This window comes from Erwinia sp. BNK-24-b (genome assembly GCF_047456155.1).
Lineage (GTDB): Bacteria > Pseudomonadota > Gammaproteobacteria > Enterobacterales > Enterobacteriaceae > Erwinia > Erwinia phyllosphaerae.
Genome location: NZ_CP179901.1, coordinates 4,616,996 through 4,639,641 on the forward strand (window position 1 = coordinate 4,616,996; position 22,646 = coordinate 4,639,641).

At 53.2% G+C, this 22,646-nt stretch carries 22 protein-coding genes; 2 read left to right on the forward strand and 20 right to left on the reverse strand.

What is annotated here, in order from left to right; genetic code table 11:
- Positions 1-39 precede the first annotated feature (39 nt).
- From ACMGGR_RS21190 to ACMGGR_RS21220, 7 genes are all read right to left on the reverse strand, one after another.
- Positions 40-1,230: an MFS transporter gene (locus tag ACMGGR_RS21190; protein ID WP_414149014.1), complete on the reverse strand. Its 1,191-nt coding sequence runs from the start codon at positions 1,228-1,230 to the stop codon at positions 40-42.
- Between the two features lie 174 nt (positions 1,231-1,404).
- The gene (gene phoU / locus ACMGGR_RS21195) at positions 1,405-2,136 is read right to left on the reverse strand and encodes a phosphate signaling complex protein PhoU (RefSeq protein ID WP_246760314.1); all 732 of its coding nucleotides are present in this window, start codon (positions 2,134-2,136) and stop codon (positions 1,405-1,407) included.
- Positions 2,137-2,153: 17 nt separating this feature from the next.
- The gene (gene pstB / locus ACMGGR_RS21200; RefSeq protein ID WP_414147807.1) at positions 2,154-2,924 is read right to left on the reverse strand and encodes a phosphate ABC transporter ATP-binding protein PstB; all 771 of its coding nucleotides are present in this window, start codon (positions 2,922-2,924) and stop codon (positions 2,154-2,156) included.
- Between the two features lie 46 nt (positions 2,925-2,970).
- Positions 2,971-3,858 (reverse strand): phosphate ABC transporter permease PstA, encoded by an 888-nt coding sequence (gene pstA, locus ACMGGR_RS21205; RefSeq protein WP_414147808.1) that lies wholly within the window; start codon positions 3,856-3,858, stop codon positions 2,971-2,973.
- A complete protein-coding gene (pstC, locus tag ACMGGR_RS21210) occupies positions 3,855-4,817 on the reverse strand; it encodes a phosphate ABC transporter permease PstC (protein ID WP_414147809.1) in 963 nt (320 codons plus the stop codon). The genes pstA and pstC overlap by 4 nt, the downstream gene beginning before the upstream one ends.
- A gap of 66 nt (positions 4,818-4,883) precedes the next feature.
- On the reverse strand, positions 4,884-5,924 hold the full coding sequence (gene pstS / locus ACMGGR_RS21215; protein WP_246760318.1) for a phosphate ABC transporter substrate-binding protein PstS: 1,041 nt from the start codon (positions 5,922-5,924) through the stop codon (positions 4,884-4,886).
- Positions 5,925-6,136: 212 nt separating this feature from the next.
- Positions 6,137-7,021, reverse strand: a complete 885-nt coding sequence (locus ACMGGR_RS21220) for a DMT family transporter (protein ID WP_246760319.1) — start codon at positions 7,019-7,021, stop codon at positions 6,137-6,139.
- Between the two features lie 151 nt (positions 7,022-7,172).
- On the opposite strand from ACMGGR_RS21220, the gene ACMGGR_RS21225 reads away from it, so the two are divergent.
- A complete protein-coding gene (locus ACMGGR_RS21225) occupies positions 7,173-8,099 on the forward strand; it encodes a LysR family transcriptional regulator (protein WP_246760320.1) in 927 nt (308 codons plus the stop codon).
- Positions 8,100-8,303: 204 nt separating this feature from the next.
- Here the strand turns inward: ACMGGR_RS21225 and glmS are convergent, their stop codons facing one another.
- The 5 genes from glmS to ACMGGR_RS21250 all read right to left on the reverse strand — a co-directional run bounded on the left by glmS (position 8,304) and on the right by ACMGGR_RS21250 (position 14,937).
- A complete protein-coding gene (gene glmS / locus ACMGGR_RS21230; protein ID WP_246760321.1) occupies positions 8,304-10,136 on the reverse strand; it encodes a glutamine--fructose-6-phosphate transaminase (isomerizing) in 1,833 nt (610 codons plus the stop codon).
- 161 nt (positions 10,137-10,297) lie between these two features.
- Complete coding sequence (glmU, locus tag ACMGGR_RS21235) at positions 10,298-11,668, reverse strand: bifunctional UDP-N-acetylglucosamine diphosphorylase/glucosamine-1-phosphate N-acetyltransferase GlmU (RefSeq protein ID WP_414147810.1); 1,371 nt, start codon at positions 11,666-11,668, stop codon at positions 10,298-10,300.
- A gap of 217 nt (positions 11,669-11,885) precedes the next feature.
- Entirely contained in the window at positions 11,886-12,218 is a 333-nt protein-coding gene (locus ACMGGR_RS21240; RefSeq protein WP_246760323.1) for a phage holin family protein, read from the reverse strand.
- A gap of 23 nt (positions 12,219-12,241) precedes the next feature.
- Positions 12,242-12,730, reverse strand: coding sequence for a lysozyme (locus tag ACMGGR_RS21245; protein ID WP_246760324.1), 489 nt, complete (start codon positions 12,728-12,730; stop codon positions 12,242-12,244).
- An 83-nt stretch (positions 12,731-12,813) separates the two neighbouring features.
- Positions 12,814-14,937: a glycosyl hydrolase family 18 protein gene (locus tag ACMGGR_RS21250; protein ID WP_414147811.1), complete on the reverse strand. Its 2,124-nt coding sequence runs from the start codon at positions 14,935-14,937 to the stop codon at positions 12,814-12,816.
- Between the two features lie 572 nt (positions 14,938-15,509).
- On the opposite strand from ACMGGR_RS21250, the gene ACMGGR_RS21255 reads away from it, so the two are divergent.
- Positions 15,510-15,947 (forward strand): winged helix-turn-helix domain-containing protein, encoded by a 438-nt coding sequence (locus ACMGGR_RS21255; RefSeq protein WP_246760326.1) that lies wholly within the window; start codon positions 15,510-15,512, stop codon positions 15,945-15,947.
- Positions 15,948-16,086: 139 nt separating this feature from the next.
- Here the strand turns inward: ACMGGR_RS21255 and ACMGGR_RS21260 are convergent, their stop codons facing one another.
- The 8 genes from ACMGGR_RS21260 to atpB all read right to left on the reverse strand — a co-directional run bounded on the left by ACMGGR_RS21260 (position 16,087) and on the right by atpB (position 22,645).
- On the reverse strand, positions 16,087-16,506 hold the full coding sequence (locus ACMGGR_RS21260) for a F0F1 ATP synthase subunit epsilon (protein ID WP_246760327.1): 420 nt from the start codon (positions 16,504-16,506) through the stop codon (positions 16,087-16,089).
- Between the two features lie 21 nt (positions 16,507-16,527).
- Entirely contained in the window at positions 16,528-17,910 is a 1,383-nt protein-coding gene (gene atpD, locus ACMGGR_RS21265) for a F0F1 ATP synthase subunit beta (RefSeq protein WP_246760328.1), read from the reverse strand.
- Between the two features lie 32 nt (positions 17,911-17,942).
- On the reverse strand, positions 17,943-18,812 hold the full coding sequence (gene atpG, locus ACMGGR_RS21270) for a F0F1 ATP synthase subunit gamma (RefSeq protein ID WP_246760329.1): 870 nt from the start codon (positions 18,810-18,812) through the stop codon (positions 17,943-17,945).
- Positions 18,813-18,866: 54 nt separating this feature from the next.
- Positions 18,867-20,408, reverse strand: coding sequence for a F0F1 ATP synthase subunit alpha (atpA, locus tag ACMGGR_RS21275; protein WP_246760330.1), 1,542 nt, complete (start codon positions 20,406-20,408; stop codon positions 18,867-18,869).
- Positions 20,409-20,422: 14 nt separating this feature from the next.
- Entirely contained in the window at positions 20,423-20,956 is a 534-nt protein-coding gene (atpH, locus tag ACMGGR_RS21280) for a F0F1 ATP synthase subunit delta (protein WP_246760331.1), read from the reverse strand.
- A gap of 14 nt (positions 20,957-20,970) precedes the next feature.
- Positions 20,971-21,441: a F0F1 ATP synthase subunit B gene (gene atpF, locus ACMGGR_RS21285; protein WP_246760332.1), complete on the reverse strand. Its 471-nt coding sequence runs from the start codon at positions 21,439-21,441 to the stop codon at positions 20,971-20,973.
- 98 nt (positions 21,442-21,539) lie between these two features.
- Positions 21,540-21,779: a F0F1 ATP synthase subunit C gene (gene atpE, locus ACMGGR_RS21290; RefSeq protein ID WP_003849523.1), complete on the reverse strand. Its 240-nt coding sequence runs from the start codon at positions 21,777-21,779 to the stop codon at positions 21,540-21,542.
- Between the two features lie 50 nt (positions 21,780-21,829).
- The gene (gene atpB / locus ACMGGR_RS21295; RefSeq protein WP_246760333.1) at positions 21,830-22,645 is read right to left on the reverse strand and encodes a F0F1 ATP synthase subunit A; all 816 of its coding nucleotides are present in this window, start codon (positions 22,643-22,645) and stop codon (positions 21,830-21,832) included.
- Position 22,646 lies beyond the last annotated feature (1 nt).

Here is a 22,646-nt window from a genome sequence, read left to right on the forward strand (position 1 = left end):
CGTTGCGCCGGAGAGCGTTTCTCGTCCGGCGGTTCCTGCTCAGCCAATGGCGCCCAGCGAGTCCTCCTTGCCCTGCGTTTTCGGCAGCAGAAACAGCGTGGCGATAATATCCAGCAGATAGATCAGCGCCAGCAGGGTAATGGCCGCCCCGAAAGAAAGTTTTACCGCCAGCAGCCCAATGACCAGCGGGCCAAAGCCGCCGACGCCGCGTCCCAGATTGAATAAAACGTTCTGCGCCGTCGCGCGAACCTGCACGGGATAGGTATCAGAAATCAGCGCGCCGTAGCCGCCGATCATGCCGTTAACGAACATCCCCATCACCGCGCCGGTAAACAACATCACCGTGGGATCGCGCAGCTGCGCATAGAGGATCACCATCGCCACCGCGCCAGTCTGGTAAAGCAAAAAGATTTTCCAGCGGGCAAAACGATCCGCCAGCATGCCGAACAGCCAGATGCCAAAGGTCATCCCTACCACGGTCACCGCCGTCCACAGCCCGGACTTCGTCAGGGAAAAGCCAAAGCTGCTGGAGAGGTAAGCGGGCATCCAGATCATCAGGCCGTAGTAGCCAAAGTTTTGCACCGAACAGAGGATAAAAATGCCCAGGCTGGCTTTGGCCGTCGCGGCGTCTTTAAACAGCAGCTTCAGCCTGGCGGCAAAGGACAATCCCTGATGAACATCTACGTGACGCGTAAAGCCTTCCGGCTCACCCAGTCCACGGCGGATCATGAATGAGGCGACCGCAGGCAATAATCCCACCAGAAACATACCGCGCCAGCCGATATAGCCCAGCAGCAGCGGCGTGATAAAAGCCGCCAGCAGCACGCCAAGCTGCCAGCCAATACCAACCCAGGCAGAAGCCCGGTTACGTTTGCTGGCGGGCCACGCTTCCGCTATCAGCGCCATGCCAATGCCGAACTCGCCGCCCAGGCCGACACCCGCGAGCGTGCGGTACGTCAGCAGATCCCAGTAGCCCTGGGCAACGGCGCACAGGCCGGTAAACACGGCAAACATCAGAATAGTAAAGGTCAGCACGCGGATGCGGCCAAGCCTGTCGCTGAGGTGGCCGAACACTACGCCGCCGATGACCGCGCCAATCAGCGTCCAGGTGACCAGCGAACCGGCCTGCGATGGCGTCAATGCTAAAGAAAGACTGATGGCGGGCAGCATAAAGCCGAGGATCAGCAGGTCAAAACCATCCATCGCGTAGCCGCCAATAGCGGCCAGCATCGCTTTGCCGGGCGTCACGCTTTTTTTTAATGATTGAGTCACGGGAGTTCCTTGCCGGTGTTAAGTGCGGCAAGTATAAATGACGAGCGCTGGTCAACCAACCTTGCGGGCGAACCGATCATCAAAACAAAAGATGCGCATCAGGACGATGAGCACCTTATGGGAACCAGCTAATCAGACCGGTTTTTCGTCGCTTTCGCCGGTCAACAGCTCGTCAAGCTTATCGCCGCCGACGTGACGGAAATCCTGTCCCTTAACGAAATAGAAGATGATTTCGCAAATGTTCTGGCAGCGGTCGCCGATACGCTCAATGGCGCGAGCGCAGAACAGCGCGGTCAGCACGCTGGGAATCGTGCGCGGATCTTCCATCATGTAGGTCATCAGCTGGCGCACGATGCCTTCATACTCCTGGTCGACCTTTTTATCTTCCCGGTAAATCTCAATGGCGGCATTCAGATCCATCCGCGCAAAGGCGTCCAGCACATCGTGCAGCATCTGGATGGTGTGATAGCCCAGCGACTCCAGGCTAACCAGCAGCGACTGGTGCTGTTGGCCGAATTTTTCCAGCGCCGTGCGGCTGATTTTTTCCGCCACGTCGCCAATACGCTCCAGCTCGGAAATGGTTTTGATGATCGCCATCACCAGCCGTAGGTCGCTGGCGGTTGGCTGACGTTTGGCGATGATGCGTACGCAAGCCTCGTCAATCGACACTTCCATCATGTTAACTTTCTGGTCGCCATCGATGACGCGCTGCGCCAGTTCAGCATCCTGGTTATGCATCGCCACAATGGCATCCGTCAGCTGTTTTTCTACCATGCCGCCCATGGTCATAACCTGGGTACGAATGTGCTCCAGCTCGGCGTTGAACTGCCCGGAGATATGTTTATTCAGATTGAGGTTGTCCATGCACTTCTCCAGTCAACTTAACCATAGCGGCCAGTAATGTAGTCTTCGGTTTGTTTTTGGTGCGGTTTGGTAAACAGCGTATCCGTATCGCTAAACTCGATCAGCTCGCCCAGATACATAAAAGCCGTATGGTCAGAACAGCGCGCCGCCTGCTGCATGTTATGCGTCACGATCACGACGGTGTAATCCTGTTTCAGTTCGGTGATCAGCTCTTCGATGCGCCCGGTAGAGATCGGATCCAGCGCCGAGCAAGGCTCGTCCAGCAGCAGAACCTCAGGCCGGATAGCGATGCCGCGCGCGATACACAAACGCTGCTGCTGGCCGCCGGAAAGGCTGTAGCCACTCTGGTGCAGCTTGTCTTTGGTTTCGGTCCACAGCGCCGCTTTGGTCAGCGCCCATTGTACGCGCTCGTCCATCTCAGCACGGGAAAGTTTTTCAAATAAGCGCACGCCAAAAGCGATGTTATCGTAAATCGACATCGGGAACGGCGTTGGTTTTTGAAACACCATGCCCACACGGGCGCGCAGCAGCGCAATGTCCTGGCTGGCGGTTAAGATATTTTCGCCATCCAGCAGAATTTCGCCTTCCGCGCGCTGCTCCGGATAGAGCGAAAACATTTTATTAAACGTACGCAGCAGCGTGGATTTGCCGCAGCCCGAGGGGCCGATAAAGGCGGTTACCTGGTTTTTAGCAATATTCAGATTGATGTTCTTCAGCGCGTGAAATTTCCCGTAGTAAAAATTCAAATCACGAACCTGGATCATATTGCCGGAAATGTTGTCAGCCATTCTCTTTCTCGCTTTTCTTCGCGCCGCCGTAGCCGCGCTTTTTTAATCAGTATTTGCTTTTGGCAAAAATCACGCGCGCCAGAATATTTAAAATCAACACGCAGACGGTAATCAGCAGCACGCCCGCCCAGGCCAGGCTCTGCCATTCGGCAAACGGGCTCATGGCGAACTTAAAGATCGTCACCGGCAGGTTAGCCAGCGGCTGCATCATGTCGGTGCTCCAGAACTGGTTAGAAAGCGACGTAAACAGCAGCGGGGCCGTTTCACCGGCGATACGCGCAACCGCCAGCAGGATGCCGGTCAGAATGCCCGAAACAGAAGCTTTCAACGTAATGGCGGAAATCATTTTCCATTTCGGCGTGCCCAGCGCATAGGCCGCTTCGCGCAGGCTGTCCGGCACCAGCTTCAGCATATTTTCCGTGGTGCGGATAACGATAGGGATTTGCAGCAGCGCCAGCGCTACCGCGCCCGCAAAACCGGAAAAGTGCTGCATCCGCGCCACCACCAGCGTGTAGACAAACAGGCCGACCACGATAGAAGGCGCGGAGAGCAGGATGTCGTTAATAAAGCGGATGGTTTCCGCCAGCCAGGATTTGCGGCCATATTCGGCCAGATAGATGCCGGCCAGAATGCCTAACGGCGTGCCGACCACCGTTGACCAGAACATCAGCAGGCCGCTGCCCATGATCGCGTTGGCCAGCCCGCCTCCGGCCGTGTTCGGCGGCGGCGTATTTTCCGTAAACAGCGACAGCGTCATGCCGTCGATACCGCGCGTCACGGTGGCCCACAGTATCCACACCAGCCAGAACAGGCCAAAAGCCATCGTCAGCAGAGAGAGCGCCAGGGCAATACGGTTTTTCATGCGCCGCCATGCCTGCATTTTGCGGCGGGAGGCTTCCAGATCGGCACGGGACTGTAACGCCATCATGCTCATGAACGCGCTCCTTCACTTTTTGCCAGACGAAGGATCATCAGCTTCGAGCAGGCCAGCACAATAAAAGTAATCACGAACAGGATCAGGCCCAGCTCCATCAGGGCGGCGGTATGGACACCGGACTCCGCTTCCGCAAACTCGTTTGCCAGCGCGGAGGTAATGCTGTTACCCGGCATAAACAGCGAAGCGCTGTCGAGCTGGTAGGTATTGCCGATGATAAAGGTCACCGCCATGGTTTCGCCCAGCGCGCGGCCAAGACCCAGCATGACGCCGCCAATGACGCCGTTTTTGGTGAACGGCAGAACGATGCGCCAGATCACTTCCCAGGTCGTGCAGCCAATGCCGTAAGCGGACTCTTTCATCATCACCGGCGTCTGCTCGAACACGTCGCGCATCACCGAGGCGATATAGGGAATAATCATAATGGCCAGGATAATACCGGCGGCCAGAATGCCGATCCCAAAGGCCGGCCCGGAGAAGAGCGCGCCAACAATGGGAATGTTCGCCATCAGGTCACCCAGCGGCGTCTGGAAATAGGTAGCAAACAGCGGCGCGAAGATAAACAGGCCCCACATGCCATAAACGATGCTGGGGATGGCGGCCAGCAGTTCAATTGCCACACCCAAAGGACGCTTCAGCCAGTTTGGCGCAAGCTCAGTCAAAAAAAGCGCAATACCGAAGCTGACGGGCACGGCGATAATCAGCGCGATAGCCGAGGTAACAAGCGTGCCGTAAATCGGCACCAGCGCCCCAAACTGTTCGTTAGGTGCATCCCAGGTTTTGGTCCACAGGAAAGAGAAGCCAAATTTCTGGATGCTGGGCCAGGAGGAGAAGATGAGCGAGACAATAATGCCGCCGAGCAGCAATAACACAATCAGCGCAGCCAGCTTAACCAGCGCGCTAAAAATAATGTCACCCTGCTTGCCGGGAGCGTTGAATGTCGGCCTGGATGTAGCCATAGAATTCTCGATAGTGAAAGTTTTTGGGCGGCGCAGAGGCCGCCCGGGACCTGTCATTCAATCAGCTTAATACAGCGCTTTGCCTGAACTATCCTTGATGTTAGTTTTCCATGCGGCGCGTACTTGATCGGCCACGGAGTCTGGCAGAGCCGCGTAATCCAGGCTGGTGGTAGTCTGGCTACCGTTTTTATAAGCCCAGTCAAAGAACTTCAGCACGGCAGCGCCCTTCTCGGCGTTAGCCTGATCTTTGTGCATCAGAATGAACGTGGTAGAGGTAATTGGCCACGCGTTGTCGCCTTTCTGGTACGTCAGGTCCTGGGCAAAAGATTTGCTCCAGTCTGCGCCTTTCGCCGCGTCGCTAAAGCTCTGCTCGCCAGGGGAAACGGCTTTGCCGTCGGCATCCAGCAGTTTGGTATAGGCCAGGTTGTTCTGTTTGGCGTAGGCATATTCCACATAGCCGATGGAGCCAGGCAGACGCTGGACGAAAGCGGCGACGCCGTCGTTACCTTTGCCGCCCAGGCCAACTGGCCAGTTAACGGTGTTGCCTTTGCCCACCTTGCTGTTCCAGTCGCTGCTCACTTTCGCCAGGTAGCTGGTAAAGACAAACGAGGTGCCGGAACCGTCAGCGCGGCGAACCACGTTGATGTTGGAGTCAGGCAGTTTGATCCCCGGATTCAGTGCAAGAATCGCCGGGTCATTCCATTTTTTTACGTTGCCCAGGTAGATATCGCCAACGGTTTTGCCGTCCAGCGTCAGCTCGCCCGACTTCACGCCGGGAATATTCACCGCCAGCACCACGCCACCGATCACGGTAGGGAACTGGAACAGGCCGTTTTTCTGTAAATCTTCATCTTTCATCGGCGCATCGGAAGCCCCGAAATCGACAGTTTTGGCAATAATCTGTTTTACGCCGCCGGAGGAACCAATGCCCTGATAGTTAATCTGCGCGCCTGTTGCTTTGTTGTACTCGGCCGCCCACTTGTTATAAACCGGTGCCGGGAAAGTCCCGCCTGCGCCCGTAAGATTGTCGGCGGCAAAAGCGGAAACCGCGCTCAGTGAAAGCGTGACAGCCACGCATTGAGCCAGGGTTTTTTGCATCAGTGTCATATTCCCTCCAGGGGATTAAAGTCAGTCTTTATACTGTTTTAGTCTGAATAATGATTGCTGCTGGAGGCAAAATAGGACAGTTTGATGACAGTAACATGTCCATAATATGACAGTTTTATGACAAACTTCTTTTATCTCTCTGGCGCAGAAAAAGCCGGTTTGAATCAAGCCTGCCGTTGCGGCATTCTGTTTACCCGTTTCTTTCTGGCGGGCTACTCCTGCACGGCAACGGCACGAGGCTGGCGAGGCCGCGTCGCCCACAGCGAAGAGGCCACAATCAGTATGCCGCCCAGCCAGGCAAGCGGCGTCAGCGCTTCCTGTAGCCACAGTACGGCAAACAGCGCGCCGAAAAGCGGCTCCGACCCCATTAACAACGATGCCCGCGTGGCGGTAGTACGTTTCACCGCGTAGTTTTGCGCAAAGAAAGCAAACAGCGTGCAGAAAAGTACCATGTAGAGCGTGATGCTCCAGAAGCTGAAACTGTCTGGCAGCGGTGGAATACCTTTTTGGGTAAGCAGTAACGCTATCAGCGAACCGCAGGCGACGACGCCGGTTTGCACCGCCGTTAAAGCCAGGGCCGGAATAGCCCGGTGCTGGATCAGTTTTCTGGTCAGGCAAACCATTAACGCCCGCAGCAGCGCCGCCGCCAGCATCAGCAGATCGCCGCCGTTCATGGCAATATGCGTCGTACCGGTCAGCAGCAGCGCGCCGAACAGAGACAACGCCGCCGCAATAAAGATGTCGTTTTCAGGCCGCTGGCGAAACATCAGCCATTCCACAAAAGGCGTCAGCACTACGCAAAGGCTGATCAGGAAAGCAGCGTTACTGGCGCTGGTATGCGCCACGCCATAGGTTTCGCAGAGAAAAATAGTGAACAGCACGGTGCCTAAAGCGATGCCTGGCGGTACTGCCTGTCGCCAGACGTTTTTCAACGTAGGCAGCAGGATAAGAAAGGTAAGCAGAAAACGAATCAGCAGAAAGCCCACCACGGGATAAAAAAGCAGCGCCTGCTTTGCCAGGCCGTAGCTGGTGCCCCATACCACGGCCACCGCCAGCAGCAGCCATTCCGCACTCGGTTTTATTCTGTTATTAATCATGATAAATATCCGATAAAAAAGGCTGAAAAAGCAGCACATTGCTTTCCTCACGTACCGTGCAGCCTGTATGGTTAACTGCATTGCCGAGCGGCGATTATGGGCGATGTTTTTCCGATAAATAATCAGGGCTGATAAACAAGACTTTTGCGCTATGAGAACAAATCAACACATGGGTTTGCTGCCTTATATGGCGGTTTTCGTAAAAGTTGTGGAGGCGGGAAGCTTTTCCGCAGCGGCTGAACAGCTGGATACCACCGCCTCGTCGGTCAGCCGCCAGATTGCCAGCCTTGAAAAAGCGCTGGCGGTAAAGCTGCTGGAAAGAACCACGCGGCGGCTAAAGCTTACCGCCGCCGGAACGGAAGCCTTTGCGCACTGTAGCGAGATGATACGATCGGCGCAGTCGGTGCTGGATTTGGCCGAACGAATCAATACCGCGCCGCAGGGGCTGGTAAAAATCAGCGCGCCGCGCGCCTGGGGCAAAGTGCTGATTGCGCCGCATATTGAAGAATTTTTGCAGCGTTATCCGCAGGTCGATATCCAGCTCAGGCTGACGGATCGCCCCGTCGACCTTATCAGCGACGACGTTGATTTAATTGTGCGTATAACCGACAGGCCGCCCGAAAACCTGGCGGCGCGGCCTTTGTTTCGGGTGAATCATGTTCTTTGCGCCTCTGCTGATTATCTGCGTGATAACGGCTGTCCGCAGCATCCCGCCGATCTGGCGCAGCACAGCTGTATCTATTTGGGCGAAGTTGCCGGAGACGACATCTGGAAATTCCGTCATCTGCAAACGCGGGAGTGTATTAGCGTAAAGGTACGCGGCCGCTACGCCACCAACCACAGCAAGGCGCGTCTGGAAGGCGTGCTTAGCCACTTAGGCATTGGCTGTTTCCCCCGGTTTGCCGTACGTGATGCGCTTGCCGCAGGCATTGTTACCGAGGTGCTGTCAGACTGGGATTATATGAACGCCTATTACGGTATGTCCTGGATCCTCTATCATCCCGATCGTTTCTTACCGCCAAAATGCCGGGCGCTGATCGATTTTCTGGTAGAGAAGATTGTCAGCGACAATACGTAATCTCATCTCTTCCTATAGTCGCCTGAAAAAAGTAGCGATTTTAGTAGCGGTTACCTTTTTTATTTATCTTCCGGCCGGGAGACGGCTATCAGGGAATGCCGATAATTTCGCCATAAAAAAAGCCCGGTATACTTGTTTGAGAAGTATAGCCGGGCTTTATCGCTGTCAGACCTGCCGTACTGACAGGAGCAGCAACTTTATGGGTTACTCGACCGTCACCGATTTTGCCAGGTTACGCGGCTGATCCACGTCTGTGCCTTTAATCAGCGCAACGTGGTAGGAAAGCAGCTGTAGCGGCACGGTATAGAAGATTGGCGCAATAATATCTTCTACGTGCGGCAGTGGAATAATGCGCATGCCTTCGCTGTCCACAAAACCGGCATCTCTGTCGGCGAACACATAGAGCAGGCCGCCACGCGCGCGCACCTCTTCAATGTTCGACTTCAGTTTTTCCAGCAGCTCGTTGTTTGGTGCCACCACGATAACCGGCATTTCAGCATCGATCAGCGCCAGCGGGCCATGTTTCAGCTCGCCAGCCGCATAGGCTTCTGCATGGATATAGGAGATCTCTTTGAGCTTCAGCGCGCCTTCCATCGCAATCGGATACTGATCGCCACGGCCCAGGAACAGCGCGTGATGCTTATCAGAGAACTCTTCCGCCAGCGTTTCAATCAGCTTGTCCTGGGACAGCATCTGCTCAATGCGGCTCGGCAATGCCTGTAAACCGTGCACGATATCGTGCTCGATCTGCGCATCGACGCCCTTCAGGCGGCCAATTTTCGCTACCAGCATCAGTAAAACGGTCAGCTGGGTGGTAAACGCTTTAGTAGATGCTACGCCGATTTCCGTGCCGGCCTTGGTCATTAGCGCCAGATCGGACTCGCGCACCAGCGAAGAACCGGCCACGTTACAGATTGCCAGCGAGCCGAGATAGCCCAGCTCTTTTGACAGGCGCAGCGCCGCCAGCGTATCTGCTGTTTCGCCGGACTGCGACAGCGTAATCATCAGGCTGTTTTTACGTACTGCCGATTTGCGATAGCGGAACTCAGAAGCAATTTCTACGTCACAAGGCACGTTGGCCAGCGCTTCAAACCAGTAGCGGGAAACCATACCGGAGTTGTAAGAGGTGCCGCAGGCGACGATCTGAATATGCTCAACCTGCGCCAGCAGCGCACTGGCGTTCGGCCCAAGCTCCGAAAGGTCAACCTCGCCGTGACTGAAACGCCCGCTCAGGGTGTTTTTAATCGCCATCGGCTGCTCGTAGATCTCTTTCTGCATGTAGTGGCGATAAAGCCCTTTATCGCCCGCATCGTACTGTACGTTAGATTCGATTTCGCTGCGCTGCACGCGCTCGCCCAGACGGTCGAAAATGGTCACGTCACGGCGGGTCACTTCTGCAATATCGCCTTCTTCCAGGTAGACAAAGCGACGCGTTACCGGCAGCAACGCCAGCTGGTCAGAGGCGATAAAGTTTTCGCCTACGCCACGGCCAATCACCAGCGGGCTGCCTGAGCGCGCGGCCACCAGCACGGAAGGATCGCGGCTGTCCATTATCACCATGCCGTACGCGCCGCGTAGCTGAGGAATAACGCGCTGCACCACTTCACGCAGCGATCCGCCGCCCTGCTTCTGCTCCCAGTGCACCAGATGCGCCACCACTTCCGTATCCGTTTCGGAAGCAAAGTGGTAACCCAGCGCCTTCATCCGCTCGCGCAGCGGCTCGTGGTTTTCGATAATGCCGTTATGTACGATAACGATATGTTCTGAGATATGAGGATGGGCGTTAGCTTCTGACGGCTCGCCGTGCGTTGCCCAACGCGTATGCGCGATCCCCGTTCCGCCAACCAGCGGCGTAGTTTCTGCCGCTTCCGCCAGTTTCTGCACCTTGCCTAAGCGGCGAAGGCGAGTGATTTTGCCTTCAGAGGTGACGACAGCCAGACCGGCGGAGTCGTAACCCCGATACTCCAGGCGACGTAATCCCTCTAACAGGATTTCTGCGATATCACGTTGCGCTACTGCACCAACAATTCCACACATAGTTGTATTCCTGACGTTATGGCCTTGGCCATTAACTTAGTCTTTTGCCTGTTTGTTCCGGTTATTTCCGGTGCCCCGAGCCTTGTAGAGAGTGGGGTTATTTTTATGTGGGATGACCAGCATCCCTTACTGCTGTCGGGCGATCTTCGCCGCCCGTAAAATTATTTTTTCTTTGCTGGCCGCTGCCAGTCGGTTTTCAGATTCTGATCTTTACGATTGTAGGCCAAACCTTTAGCCGGGATATCTTTCATTACCGTGGTGCCGGCCGCAATGGTCGTGCCTGCCGCGACCGATACCGGCGCCACCAGCTGCGTATCTGAACCGACAAACACATCGTCGCCGATTACCGTCAGCGATTTATTTACGCCGTCATAGTTACAGGTGATGGTGCCGGCACCGATATTCACGTTGGCACCAATTTCCGCATCACCCAGATAGCTCAGATGGCCCGCTTTAGAGCCTTTGCCCAGCGAGGCTTTTTTCATTTCAACAAAGTTACCGACGTGCGCGCCCTCGGCAAGGGAGCTGCCCGGCCGCAGACGAGCAAACGGGCCGACGGTGCAGGCTGTCGCCAGCACGGCGTTTTCCAGCACGCTATACGGGCTGATTTCGCAGTCGTCGCCGATGGTGCAGTTTTTCAACACGCAGCCGCTGCCAATTTTTACCCGAGCGCCAAGATGAACTTTGCCTTCAATAATGACGTTGGTGTCGATCTCTACATCACGACCGTGCGTGAGTTCGCCACGCAGATCGAAACGGGCGGGATCTTTCAGCATCACGCCAGCCAGCAGCAGCTTTTCCGCCTGCTGCGCCTGATAAATACGTTCCAGCGTCGCCAGCTGTAGACGGTTATTTACGCCATCCGTTTCGGAACTGCGCGCAGGCTGTACCGTTTGCGTTGTGCGGCCTTCCTGGTGCGCCAGCGCGATAATATCCGTGATGTAATATTCGCCCTGGGCGTTATCGTTAGTCAGCTTGCTTAGCCAGCGTTTTAAATCGGCACCGTTGGCCAGCAGAATGCCGGTGTTGATTTCATGAATGGCCAGCTGTTCCGGCGTGGCATCTTTTTGTTCAACGATGCCTACCACCTGATCCTGCTCGCGCAGAATACGACCGTAGCCGGTAGGGTTATCCAGAATGACCGTCAGCAGCGCGATACCGCCCTGGGGTTTGGCCTGGCGAAGACGCTGTAGCGTTTCGGTGGAAATCAAAGGCACATCGCCATATAGCATCAGGATATCTTCGCCATCGGCAAAGTAAGGCGCGGCCTGCTGCATTGCGTGGCCGGTGCCCAGCTGCTCTGCCTGCAATACCCAGTTTAATGACGGATCCGTTAAGGTGGACTGCAAAAGCTCGCCGCCATGGCCATAAACCAGATGAACGTTATCCGCCCCTACGCCGTTAGCCGCATCAATAACGTGCTGAACCATGGGCTTACCGGCTAACAGATGAAGAACTTTAGGGAGATCGGAGTACATACGGGTTCCCTTGCCTGCTGCAAGGATCACCACACTCATGGCGCTGTTTGACATAGATAACCTGCCTGGTTTTTGAAATCTGCCTTTACGGCGAAAAGTAGACCTGGTTTGCGATAAAATTACTACTTCTTTTACCGTTCAAAAATACTTTCTACCGGGCCAAAAAAGGGAAAATTCCTGCTGGTACAGGGAATTTTCCCTTAGCGCTGGCATGATATCATCAAAGCTCATCTACGCCTTACTGTTCTGGAATGGGCTACGGTTATGACGCTCAAATCTGCTTACTCTCCAGCCAGCCTGAGACTTTTTTCTGTAGCACCACGATCACCTCACTGCCGCTGGTGCCTGCTATGGCGGCAAGCAGCAGCGTTTGCGTGATGCTGGTGGGAAAATCAATACAGATCAGGCCGACAATAAATCCGGTGAACATGGAAATAAAAACGTGTTTTGAAAAATAACTTAGCTTGCCTTTGACATTTTCCAGCAGTTCGCTATGAATAAAGTAATTCACCACGCCGCCGACGCTGGCAACTATCATAGAATCGATCAGATTATTTTCTGTCAACATCCTCAACAGTACTAAACTTTCATTATTACCTGTCATAACGTAAACCTTATAAATATAAATCAGCTTTTAAACATGCTCGATTTATTTTTTGGGAGAAAAATATTTTTTTCGCACTCCCTGCGATAGATTAACTCTTTAATCAGAATATTATTAACATAAATCCAGCTGCCAAACTGCTCTGCCGCGGCGGCATAACACCCCTGGTTTAAAAACATCAGTAGCGTTGACGGCTGGCCGCTGCGCAGCTCAACCAGGCCACTGCTTACCCCTCTCTTCCCTGCGCCAATATCAAGGGTCAGGGAGACAAGTGCATCAAATTGATTTTGCGTGAGAGGAATATCGACAGCGCTATTAACAATATCACCGCATCTTTTTATATCCTGATGCAGCAAAACCTCTGCCTCTTCTGGCGTAATAACATCACCAGCTGCAATATTGTTTTTATGTCCGTAACCAATAGCCCATAGTCCCGACGCATTCAGATAAGCTTTTGGCTGGAATCCTCTTGTGGCTTTTATAAAGCCAATACCATTTTGAGAAACGTTCATTACCGTTCGCCATACAAGATAAAATAAAGAGCGTCTTCTAAGAAGACACTCTTTGGTGGTATCAATCGATTACCCTAAATCCGTTACAGCACTGACCATGGCTTGCCGTACTGGCCGGTGGTTTCTTCCAGACCTGGCTCGCTTCCTTTGTTCCAGAAGCGGGCAATGTAGTTAACGCCTTTGTATGAAACTTTGTCGTTTTCTACATAAGTCTCCGTTGCGCTCCACTCAGCGTAGTCAGAAGGCTCTGCTGGTGTAACCGGGTGCCATTCCGTAGCAATCCAGAACGCATACGAGGAGCTACTGCTGTTGCCTTTTGCATCGGTAACAGTGAGATCTACTCTGGCAACAGAATCGGCAGAAACCGTTGGCATTTGCGCTTCCGTCTCTTCAGACTGCGGCGCGCTTAGCTGGATACTGCTGGTTGCAGACCAATCGTATTTGACTGCGTTAGCTGAATTTATAGCGCTGAACACCAGCTTGCAGCCATTTGGCACTTTCATGGTGATAACGGCTTCAGGACCTACTTTATCTTCACCTGGATCTACCGGGTCGATTGGGTCTACCGGGTCTACCGGATCAACTGGGTCAACTGGGTCTACCGGGTCAACTGGGTCAACTGGGTCAACTGGTTCTACCGGGTCAACTGGTTCTACCGGGTCAACTGGCGTTTCGCCATCAATGTTGATGCCTTTAAAGTAGAAAGGGGCCATATCGATGTTCTGCTGAACAATTGGGCAACCCATCCCTTCGCGACCCGCGTTTACCAGCAGGCCGTTATCGTTATCGATAGTCCAGGTGAACAGACCGCCCAGGCCTTTTTCGATAACGTAACGTGCTTTTTCACGTACGGTACGCGGAGTATCAATAGAGTGGAAAACCTTAGAGGTTGGGCTGTACAGATAGTCCGCACAGGCGACGTCATCGGTATAGACGTTATAGCCGTTACGACCACACTGGTTTTCCAGATCCAGGTAGTTGTTAATCACGTCATACCATTCAACACAGCCGGACTCAAAAGTACCTACGGTAGTGCCGCTGCCGTCGTAAGAACCTTTTAATGGTGAGAACGAACTAATGTCGCTGCCTTTGGCGCTACGTGAGTAACCTACATAACCAATGTTAATCGCTTCAGGATCCACACCCAGTTCCAGCAGATACTCAACCGCTTCTTCCAGGCTATAGGTAGAGTGTGGCGTTTTGTACAGATTGGTATGATGGCCCAGACCGTCTGCCCATGGCGTACCAAAGAAGTCATAGGTCATCAGGTTGATGCCGTAAAGACCGGCTGAAATCAGCTCTTTGATATTGGAGTACTTCAGCACATCGATATTGGCTGAAGCCGCGATGCTGATTTTTACATGGCTCAGGCTATTAGCCTGTAGCGCTTTGTTCAGGCTATCCATCAGCTTAACGTAGTTGGCGCTATCTTCCGGGCCGTAAGGGTTACCGGCACCGGCTGCGTTTGGATATTCCCAGTCGATATCGATTTCAGAGAACATTGGGAAGCGCTGCATGAAATCGATAATGCTGGCTACCAGCGTATCAATGGCGCTCTGGCTTTTGGCCAGTTCGTGGAACGCTTCGCTCATGGTCCAGCCGCCCAGGCTGAAAGAGAGCTTCAGATCGTGGCCCTGTGAGGCTGCTTTTTTCTGCAGGTCACGCATCGCGCCCAGCACACCCTGCAGGTTAGGGTTATCCTGATAGAAGCAGTCTCCCTGGCCATCGGCAGGATAAGTAGTACCAGGGCCAAAACCAAAGGCTTTCCAGCCAGAGTAGCCGCAGTTAACGTAAGACTGGCAGTCGCCCCACGGATCCAGAATGGTCATCTCATTCGTTTTCTTACCGGTCCAGGCCGCTGCCTGATCGATTTTTTGCTTATTGGCGCCTTTATCACCCACGATGCCGGTAAAGCCAAAAATGATTTTATCGTAAGCGGTTGGGTCCAGTTTGGTGATATCGATACCGCGACCACGCAGATCTTTAGCAAGAGCGCCGTTATTATCAGTCTGACGCTGATCGTAGTGGGCCCAGTCAGTGTAGTAACCAAACAGTTTAGGTTTACCCGCTGTATTATATTTGTTGTATACGCGTTGAGCTACACGGCCAGAGGTATAGCTGTATTCAGATGTATTGGTTTTGGGATCAAAACCATCCATCGTATACGACTGCTCGGTGTAGGTATCCTTTTGAATCAATTTACTCATGGTAAATCCTTATCAGATAGAAGTTATAGTGAAATGCTCATCACGGGATTACCCTGAAGGCGAAGTCACTTTTACCTGATACCGTTACGCTCGCCAGTTACAAATAAAGAATAATGTTTAGCAAGCAGGATTATCCGTTAAATAAAAATTATTCAAACTTTACGCTGTATGAAAAGCCGTATAGTCGTGACTCATAAGTTGCGGCTTTAAATATAGTTATAATTAAGGCTGCATTGAGGACGCATTTTTTATCAATCATGGATAAACAGCTTTCAGGATGTGGATGTACAGACTAACGATGGCAAACGCCACAACGCCTGTGCGGCTGCGGCTCTGCGGGCTGTCCGCGGCAAAAAATACGTGCCGCATTGCAATAATTAGCGCTTAATTCTGAGGCTGCTGCTGATATATTCCCGCCACAATAAGAATCGGCAGAACAAAGCAAAGCATGCCGATATTAAAAACAAGCTTCATATCAACAAGAATATTAATGACCATAAGCGCCTTCTTGCCGATACAGGTGAAGGAGCGCTTTTATCCGACATTAAAAAATTAGCGAAGGCAGGAAAATAATGAGCAGTAATATTTATCTTGGTAATAATACTTTCCTTTCAGAAGAGGAAAATATTTTAATGAATGGCAATGTTACTTTAACAATAAGTGAAAAAGAGAAACGTTTACTGAGCTACTTTATTCGCCATGCTGATGAAGAACTGCCTAAACGAACCATTATTGAGAATATCTGGGAAAATCGCGCGGCAACGGTTGATGATGCCAATCTTACCCAGCTGGTTTATAAAATACGTCGCGACCTGGCCGCAATGAATATGAAAAGCTGCATCAAAACCATCCCTGGTAAAGGCTACGTTTTTCTGACGCCAAAAACCCAAACCGCAGTACCCTTGCAGGTACAGCCGCCAGTTAGCAGGTTAAAGGGACTGGTTTTTCTGGCGCTGGCCGTAACCGCCGTGGTGCTTTTAGCGCTGCTGTTTTCCCTGCTTTATCGCTAACTGATGAAAGGATAAACAGTTTAATTACAACATTAAATAGAGGTTTAATCAGGATAACCACGAGAGCACGGCTTTCTGTTGCCGCAAAAATAAAAAATGCCAGGCAGTTTCCTGACTGGCATTCTTGCTTAAACCTGAATTACATCGCTTTTTTGGTCAACTCGATCACGCGCAGTTTGGCGATCGCTTTAGCCAGTTCAGCCGACGCGGCAGCAAAGTCCACATCGCCATGCGAGCCATTCATATGCTCTTCGGCTTTGCGTTTCGCTTCCATTGCACGGGCCTCATCAAGGTCAGTACCGCGGATCGCCGTATCAGCCAGCACGGTAGCCGCGCCTGGCTGTACTTCCAGCATGCCGCCGGAGAGATAAATATACTCTTCGTCGCCCTGCTCTTTTACGATGCGAACCATACCAGGTTTAATGGCGGTCAGCAGCGGGGCGTGACCAGGATGGATACCCAGCTCGCCTTCGCTACCTGACACCTGAATTCGCTGCACAGTGCCGGAGAACATCTGCTGTTCTGCACTGACCACGTCCAGGTGAAAAGTCATAGCCATAATTAACCTCCCGGGAAACCGTTACAGTTTCTTCGCTTTTTCCACGGCTTCTTCGATGGAACCAACCATGTAGAAAGCCTGCTCTGGCAGATGGTCGAATTCACCGTCCATGATGCCTTTAAAGCCACGGATAGTATCTTTCAGCGACACGTACTTGCCCGGAGAACCGGTGAAGACTTCTGCCACGAAGAACGGCTGAGACAGGAAGCGCTGCATCTTACGAGAGCGAGCAACCACCAGCTTGTCGTCTTCAGACAGCTCGTCCATCCCGAGGATAGCGATGATGTCTTTCAGTTCCTGGTAACGCTGCAGCAGAGACTGCACGCCACGAGCAACGTCGTAGTGTTCCTGACCAACAACCAGCGGATCCAGCTGACGGCTGGTAGAATCCAGTGGATCAACCGCCGGGTAGATACCCAGAGACGCGATCTGACGGCTCAGTACCACGGTTGCGTCTAAGTGAGCAAAGGTGGTGGCTGGAGATGGGTCAGTCAAGTCATCCGCAGGAACGTAAACGGCCTGTACGGAGGTGATAGAACCGGTTTTGGTAGAGGTGATACGTTCCTGCAGAACGCCCATCTCTTCCGCCAGCGTTGGCTGGTAGCCTACCGCAGATGGCATACGACCCAGCAGTGCGGAAACTTCCGTACCGGCCAGGGTGTAACGGTAGATGTTATCGATGAACAGCAGAACGTCACGGCCTTCATCACGGAATTTTTCCGCCATAGTCAGGCCGGTCAGCGCAACGCGCAGACGGTTTCCTGGTGGCTCGTTCATCTGGCCGTAGACCAGAGATACTTTATCGATAACGTTTGAATCGGTCATCTCGTGGTAGAAGTCGTTACCTTCACGGGTACGCTCGCCCACACCGGCAAATACGGAGAAACCTGAGTGCTCAGCCGCGATGTTACGGATCAGCTCCATCATGTTTACGGTTTTACCTACACCCGCGCCGCCGAACAGACCAACTTTACCGCCCTTCGCGAACGGACACATCAGGTCGATTACCTTGATACCGGTTTCCAGCAGCTCCTGAGAGTTGGACTGGTCTTCGTATGAAGGTGCAGAACGGTGGATCGCCCAACGCTCTTCTTCGCCGATGTCGCCTTTCATGTCGATTGGCTCGCCCAGCACGTTCATGATACGGCCAAGCGTTGCAGTCCCTACTGGCACTTCGATTGGGTGCGCAAGGTCAACGACTTCCAGACCGCGCTTCAGGCCGTCGGAAGAACCCATTGCGATAGCGCGAACCACGCCACCACCCAGCTGCTGCTGTACTTCCAGCACCAGACGAGTATCACCATTTTTAGTCTCAAGCGCGCTGTACACTTGTGGTACTGCGTCCTGAGGAAATTCGACGTCAACAACGGCGCCGATTACCTGGACAATTTTTCCAGTAGCCATCTTGAATCCTCTACCTAATTCATTAAACCTGGTTAAACCGCGGAGGCTCCACCGACAATCTCGGTAAGTTCCTGGGTGATGCTGGCCTGACGAGCTTTGTTGTATACCAACTGCAGCTCTTTGATCAGGTTTCCGCCGTTGTCGGTCGCAGCTTTCATCGCCACCATACGCGCGGCCTGCTCGCTGGCCAGGTTTTCCACAACACCCTGGTAAACCTGAGACTCGACGTAGCGGCGCAGTAATGTGTCCAGCAGCGCTTTCGGATCCGGTTCGTACAGGTAATCCCAGGTGCTTTTCTTCACCACGCCTTCATCTTCCGCGGCTGGCGGTAACGGCAGCAGCTGGTTGATCTGTGGTGACTGGGACATGGTGTTGATAAATTTGTTGCTGACGACAAAAAGCTTGTCGATACGACCTTCGTCGTAAGCCTGCAGCATAACTTTTACCGGGCCGATCAGGTCAGACAGGGAAGGCTTGTCGCCCATACCCGTTACCTGAGCAACCACGTTGCCGCCGACAGCGCCGAAAAATGAGAGACCTTTGGAGCCGATAATCGCCAGATCGCTCTCGACGCCTTTATCTGCCCAGCCTTTCATATCAGCCAGCACTCTTTTGAACAGGTTAATGTTCAAACCACCACAAAGCCCGCGGTCGGTAGACACGACCAGGTAGCCGACGCGCTTAACGTCGCGCTCCGCCAGGTAAGGGTGCTTGTATTCCAGATTACCTAACGCAATGTGACCAATCACTTTGCGCATGGTCTCTGCATAAGGACGGCTGGCCGCCATGCGTTCCTGCGATTTACGCATTTTGGAGGCGGCGACCATTTCCATCGCTTTGGTGATCTTTTGCGTATTTTGAACGCTTCCGATCTTACTACGTATCTCTTTTGCGCCGGCCATAAGCTTCTCCTCAAAGCCTTGCGGCCTGCCCCGAAAGGGACAAGCCGCCAGACATTACCAGGACTGGGTTTTCTTGAACGTTTCGAGCAGGCCTTTCAGCTTCGCTTCGATATCGTTGTTGTAGTTACCAGCCTGGTTGATTTCAGCCATCAGCTCGCTATGGTCGCGATCTGCATAGGCCAGAAGCGCTGCTTCAAAGCTACCGATTTTTTCCAGCTCGACATCGGTCAGGAAGCCGCGCTCGGCCGCAAACAGCACCAGACCCTGCTGCGCTACGGACATTGGCGCATACTGTTTCTGTTTCAGCAGCTCGGTCACTTTCTGACCGTGGCTCAGCTGTTTACGGGTTGCTTCGTCCAGATCGGAAGCGAACTGAGAGAACGCCGCCAGTTCACGATACTGTGCCAGCGCGGTACGGATACCACCGGACAGTTTCTTGATGATCTTGGTCTGAGCAGCACCACCCACACGGGATACGGAGATCCCTGGGTTAACTGCCGGACGAATACCGGAGTTGAACAGGTTGGTTTCCAGGAAGATCTGACCATCGGTAATCGAGATTACGTTGGTCGGAACGAACGCGGAAACGTCGCCAGCCTGAGTTTCAATGATTGGCAGCGCGGTCAGAGAACCGGTTTTACCTTTCACTGCACCGTTGGTGAAACGCTCAACATAGTCGGCGCTCACGCGGGAAGCACGTTCCAGCAGACGGGAGTGGAGATAGAACACGTCACCAGGGAATGCTTCACGACCCGGTGGACGACGCAGCAGCAGAGAAACCTGACGGTAAGCAACGGCCTGTTTAGACAGGTCATCGTATACGATCAGCGCATCTTCACCACGGTCACGGAAGTATTCGCCCATGGCGCAACCTGCATACGGAGCCAGGTACTGCAGTGCAGCAGACTCAGAAGCGGTAGCCACAACCACGATGGTGTTAGCCAGCGCGTTGTGCTCTTCCAGCTTGCGTACCACGTTAGCGATGGTAGAAGCTTTCTGGCCGATAGCGACGTACACGCACTTGATGCCGGAATCGCGCTGGTTGATGATTGCATCGATCGCCATCGCGGTTTTACCGGTCTGACGGTCGCCGATGATCAGCTCACGCTGGCCACGGCCGATTGGAATCATCGCATCGACAGACTTATAACCAGTCTGTACAGGCTGATCAACGGACTGACGGTCGATAACGCCTGGCGCAATCACTTCGATTGGCGAGAAGCCGTCGTTATCAATGGCGCCTTTGCCATCGATTGGTGCACCCAGGGTGTTCACCACACGACCCAGCAGGCCACGGCCTACCGGAACTTCCAGGATACGGCCGGTACACTTAACCTTCATGCCTTCGGCGAGGTCAGCGTATGGGCCCATCACTACGGCACCTACGGAGTCGCGCTCCAGGTTCAGTGCGATAGCGAAACGGTTGCCCGGCAGCGCGATCATCTCACCCTGCATAACATCGGCCAGGCCGTTTACGCGGATGATGCCGTCGCTGACGGAAACGATAGTACCTTCGTTGTGAGCTTCACTCACGACATTGAACTGAGCAATGCGCTGCTTGATCAGTTCGCTGATTTCGGTGGAATTCAGTTGCATATGCTCCAGTCCCCTTAAGACTGCAAGTCGTCCGCAAGGCGTTCAAGACGGCCGCGGACGCTGCCATCAATGACCATATCACCCGCACGGATGATTACGCCTGCCATTACAGACTTATCAATTTTGCAATTCAGCTTAACTTTGCGTGACAGACGTTTTTCCATAGCGGCGCTGATTTTGGTCAGCTGTTCGTCACTCAGTGTAGTGGAAGAGATTACCTCAACGTCCGCGGTCGCATCATGTGCGGCACGTAGCTGGATAAACTGAGCCAGTACATCGGGAAGCGCCGGTAAACGTTTGTTTTCAGCCATAACCTTAATCAGGTTCTGGCCGGCTTCATCCAGTTCTGAGCCGCAGATAGCGATGAACCGTGCAGACAACGCTTCCGGCGCAAGCGCGCCGGAAAGAAGTTCTGCTACCTGTTCATTGCGGGCTACCTCGGTAGCGAACGCCAGCATCTGCTGCCAGCGATCGATACTCTGATGCTCAACAGCAAAGTCAAAAGCTGCTTTGGCGTAGGGGCGAGCTACGGTAGTAAATTCAGACATCAGCCCCTCCCTCCTTACAGTTCAGCGACCAGTTTATCAACGATGTCGCTGTTAGCAGCTTCATCCACGGAACGTTCAATGATTTTCTCGGCACCGGCAACAGCCAGCATCGCGACCTGCTTACGCAACTCTTCACGTGCACGTTTGCTTTCGGCTTCAATTTCAGCCTGTGCCTGAGTGACGATCTTGTTACGTTCCTGCTCGGCTTCGGCTTTCGCTTCGTCCAGAATCTGCGAACGACGTTTGTTAGCCTGTTCGATGATTACCTGAGCTTCTTCTTTCGCTTTTTTCAGCTGGTCGGTCGCGTCAGCCTGTGCAAGATCCAGATCTTTTTTGGCACGTTCGGCAGAAGCAAGGCCATCAGCAACTTCTTTCTGGCGCTTTTCGATAGCAGCCATCAGCGGCGGCCATACGTACTTCATGCAGAACACTACAAACAGGATGAACGCGATGGCCTGGCCGAGGATTGTTGCGTTTAAGTTCACTGCACAATGCCTCTTGTTAAGTTAACTTTTTTCTGCGGTCTGACGACCGGCAGAAGCCGTTCATCGTCGAACAGATGTCCAACGATGAACAATCTGGTTTACGCGACGGCGAACATCACGTACAGGCCCAGACCAACAGCGATCATTGGGATTGCATCCACCAGACCCATTACAACAAAGAACTGCGTACGCAGCAGAGGGATCAGATCCGGTTGACGCGCGGCGCCTTCCAGGAATTTACCTCCGAGGATGCCGATACCGATCGCAGCACCGATTGCCGCTAAGCCCATCATCACAGCGGCAGCCATGTACAGCAGATCCATATTCAGGTTTTCCATGACAGTCTCCAGTTTGTTTCAGTTAAAACGCAGTAGTGTTGATAAAAAAATCAATGTTCTTCAGATGCCATCGACAGATAGACAATCGTCAGTACCATGAAAATGAAAGCCTGCAGCGAAATGATCAGGATGTGGAAAATGGCCCATGGCACACTCAGAACCCACTGTGACCACCACGGCAACAGGCCGGCAATCAGGATAAAAATCAATTCACCCGCATACATGTTGCCGAACAGTCGCAGACCAAGTGAAACCGGTTTGGACAGCAGGCTCACGCCTTCAAGGATCAGGTTGATCGGAATGAAGACAGGGTGATTGAAGGGTTGCAATGTCAGCTCTTTAGTAAAGCCCCCAATGCCTTTCATCTTGATGCTGTAGAACAGAATCAAAATAAATACGCCCAGCGCCATAGACAGCGTGATGTTCACGTCAGCTGAAGGCACAACACGCAACGCTGGCAGCCCCAGATATCGCTCGCCGATAGTCGGCAGCAAATCGATAGGCAGCAGGTCCATAAAGTTCATCAGGAAGACCCAGACGAAAATCGTCAGAGCCAGCGGTGCGATAACTTTGCTTTTACCGTGGTACATGTCGCGGACGTTGTTGTCGACAAAGCCAACAATCAGTTCAATCGCCGCCTGCAGTTTTCCCGGAACGCCGCTGGTGGCTGATTTCGCAACTTTACGAAACAGCACCAGGAATACCAGTCCCAGCACCACAGAGAAAAACATGGAGTCAATATTCAATACCCAGAACGACGGTGCGTCGTGCGGATTCACTAGCTCGAAGGTACGTAGGTCCAGCTGAAGGTTTTTCAGATGGTGGCCTATGTATTCCTGCGGCGTAGAGATTTCTCCTGCAGCCATG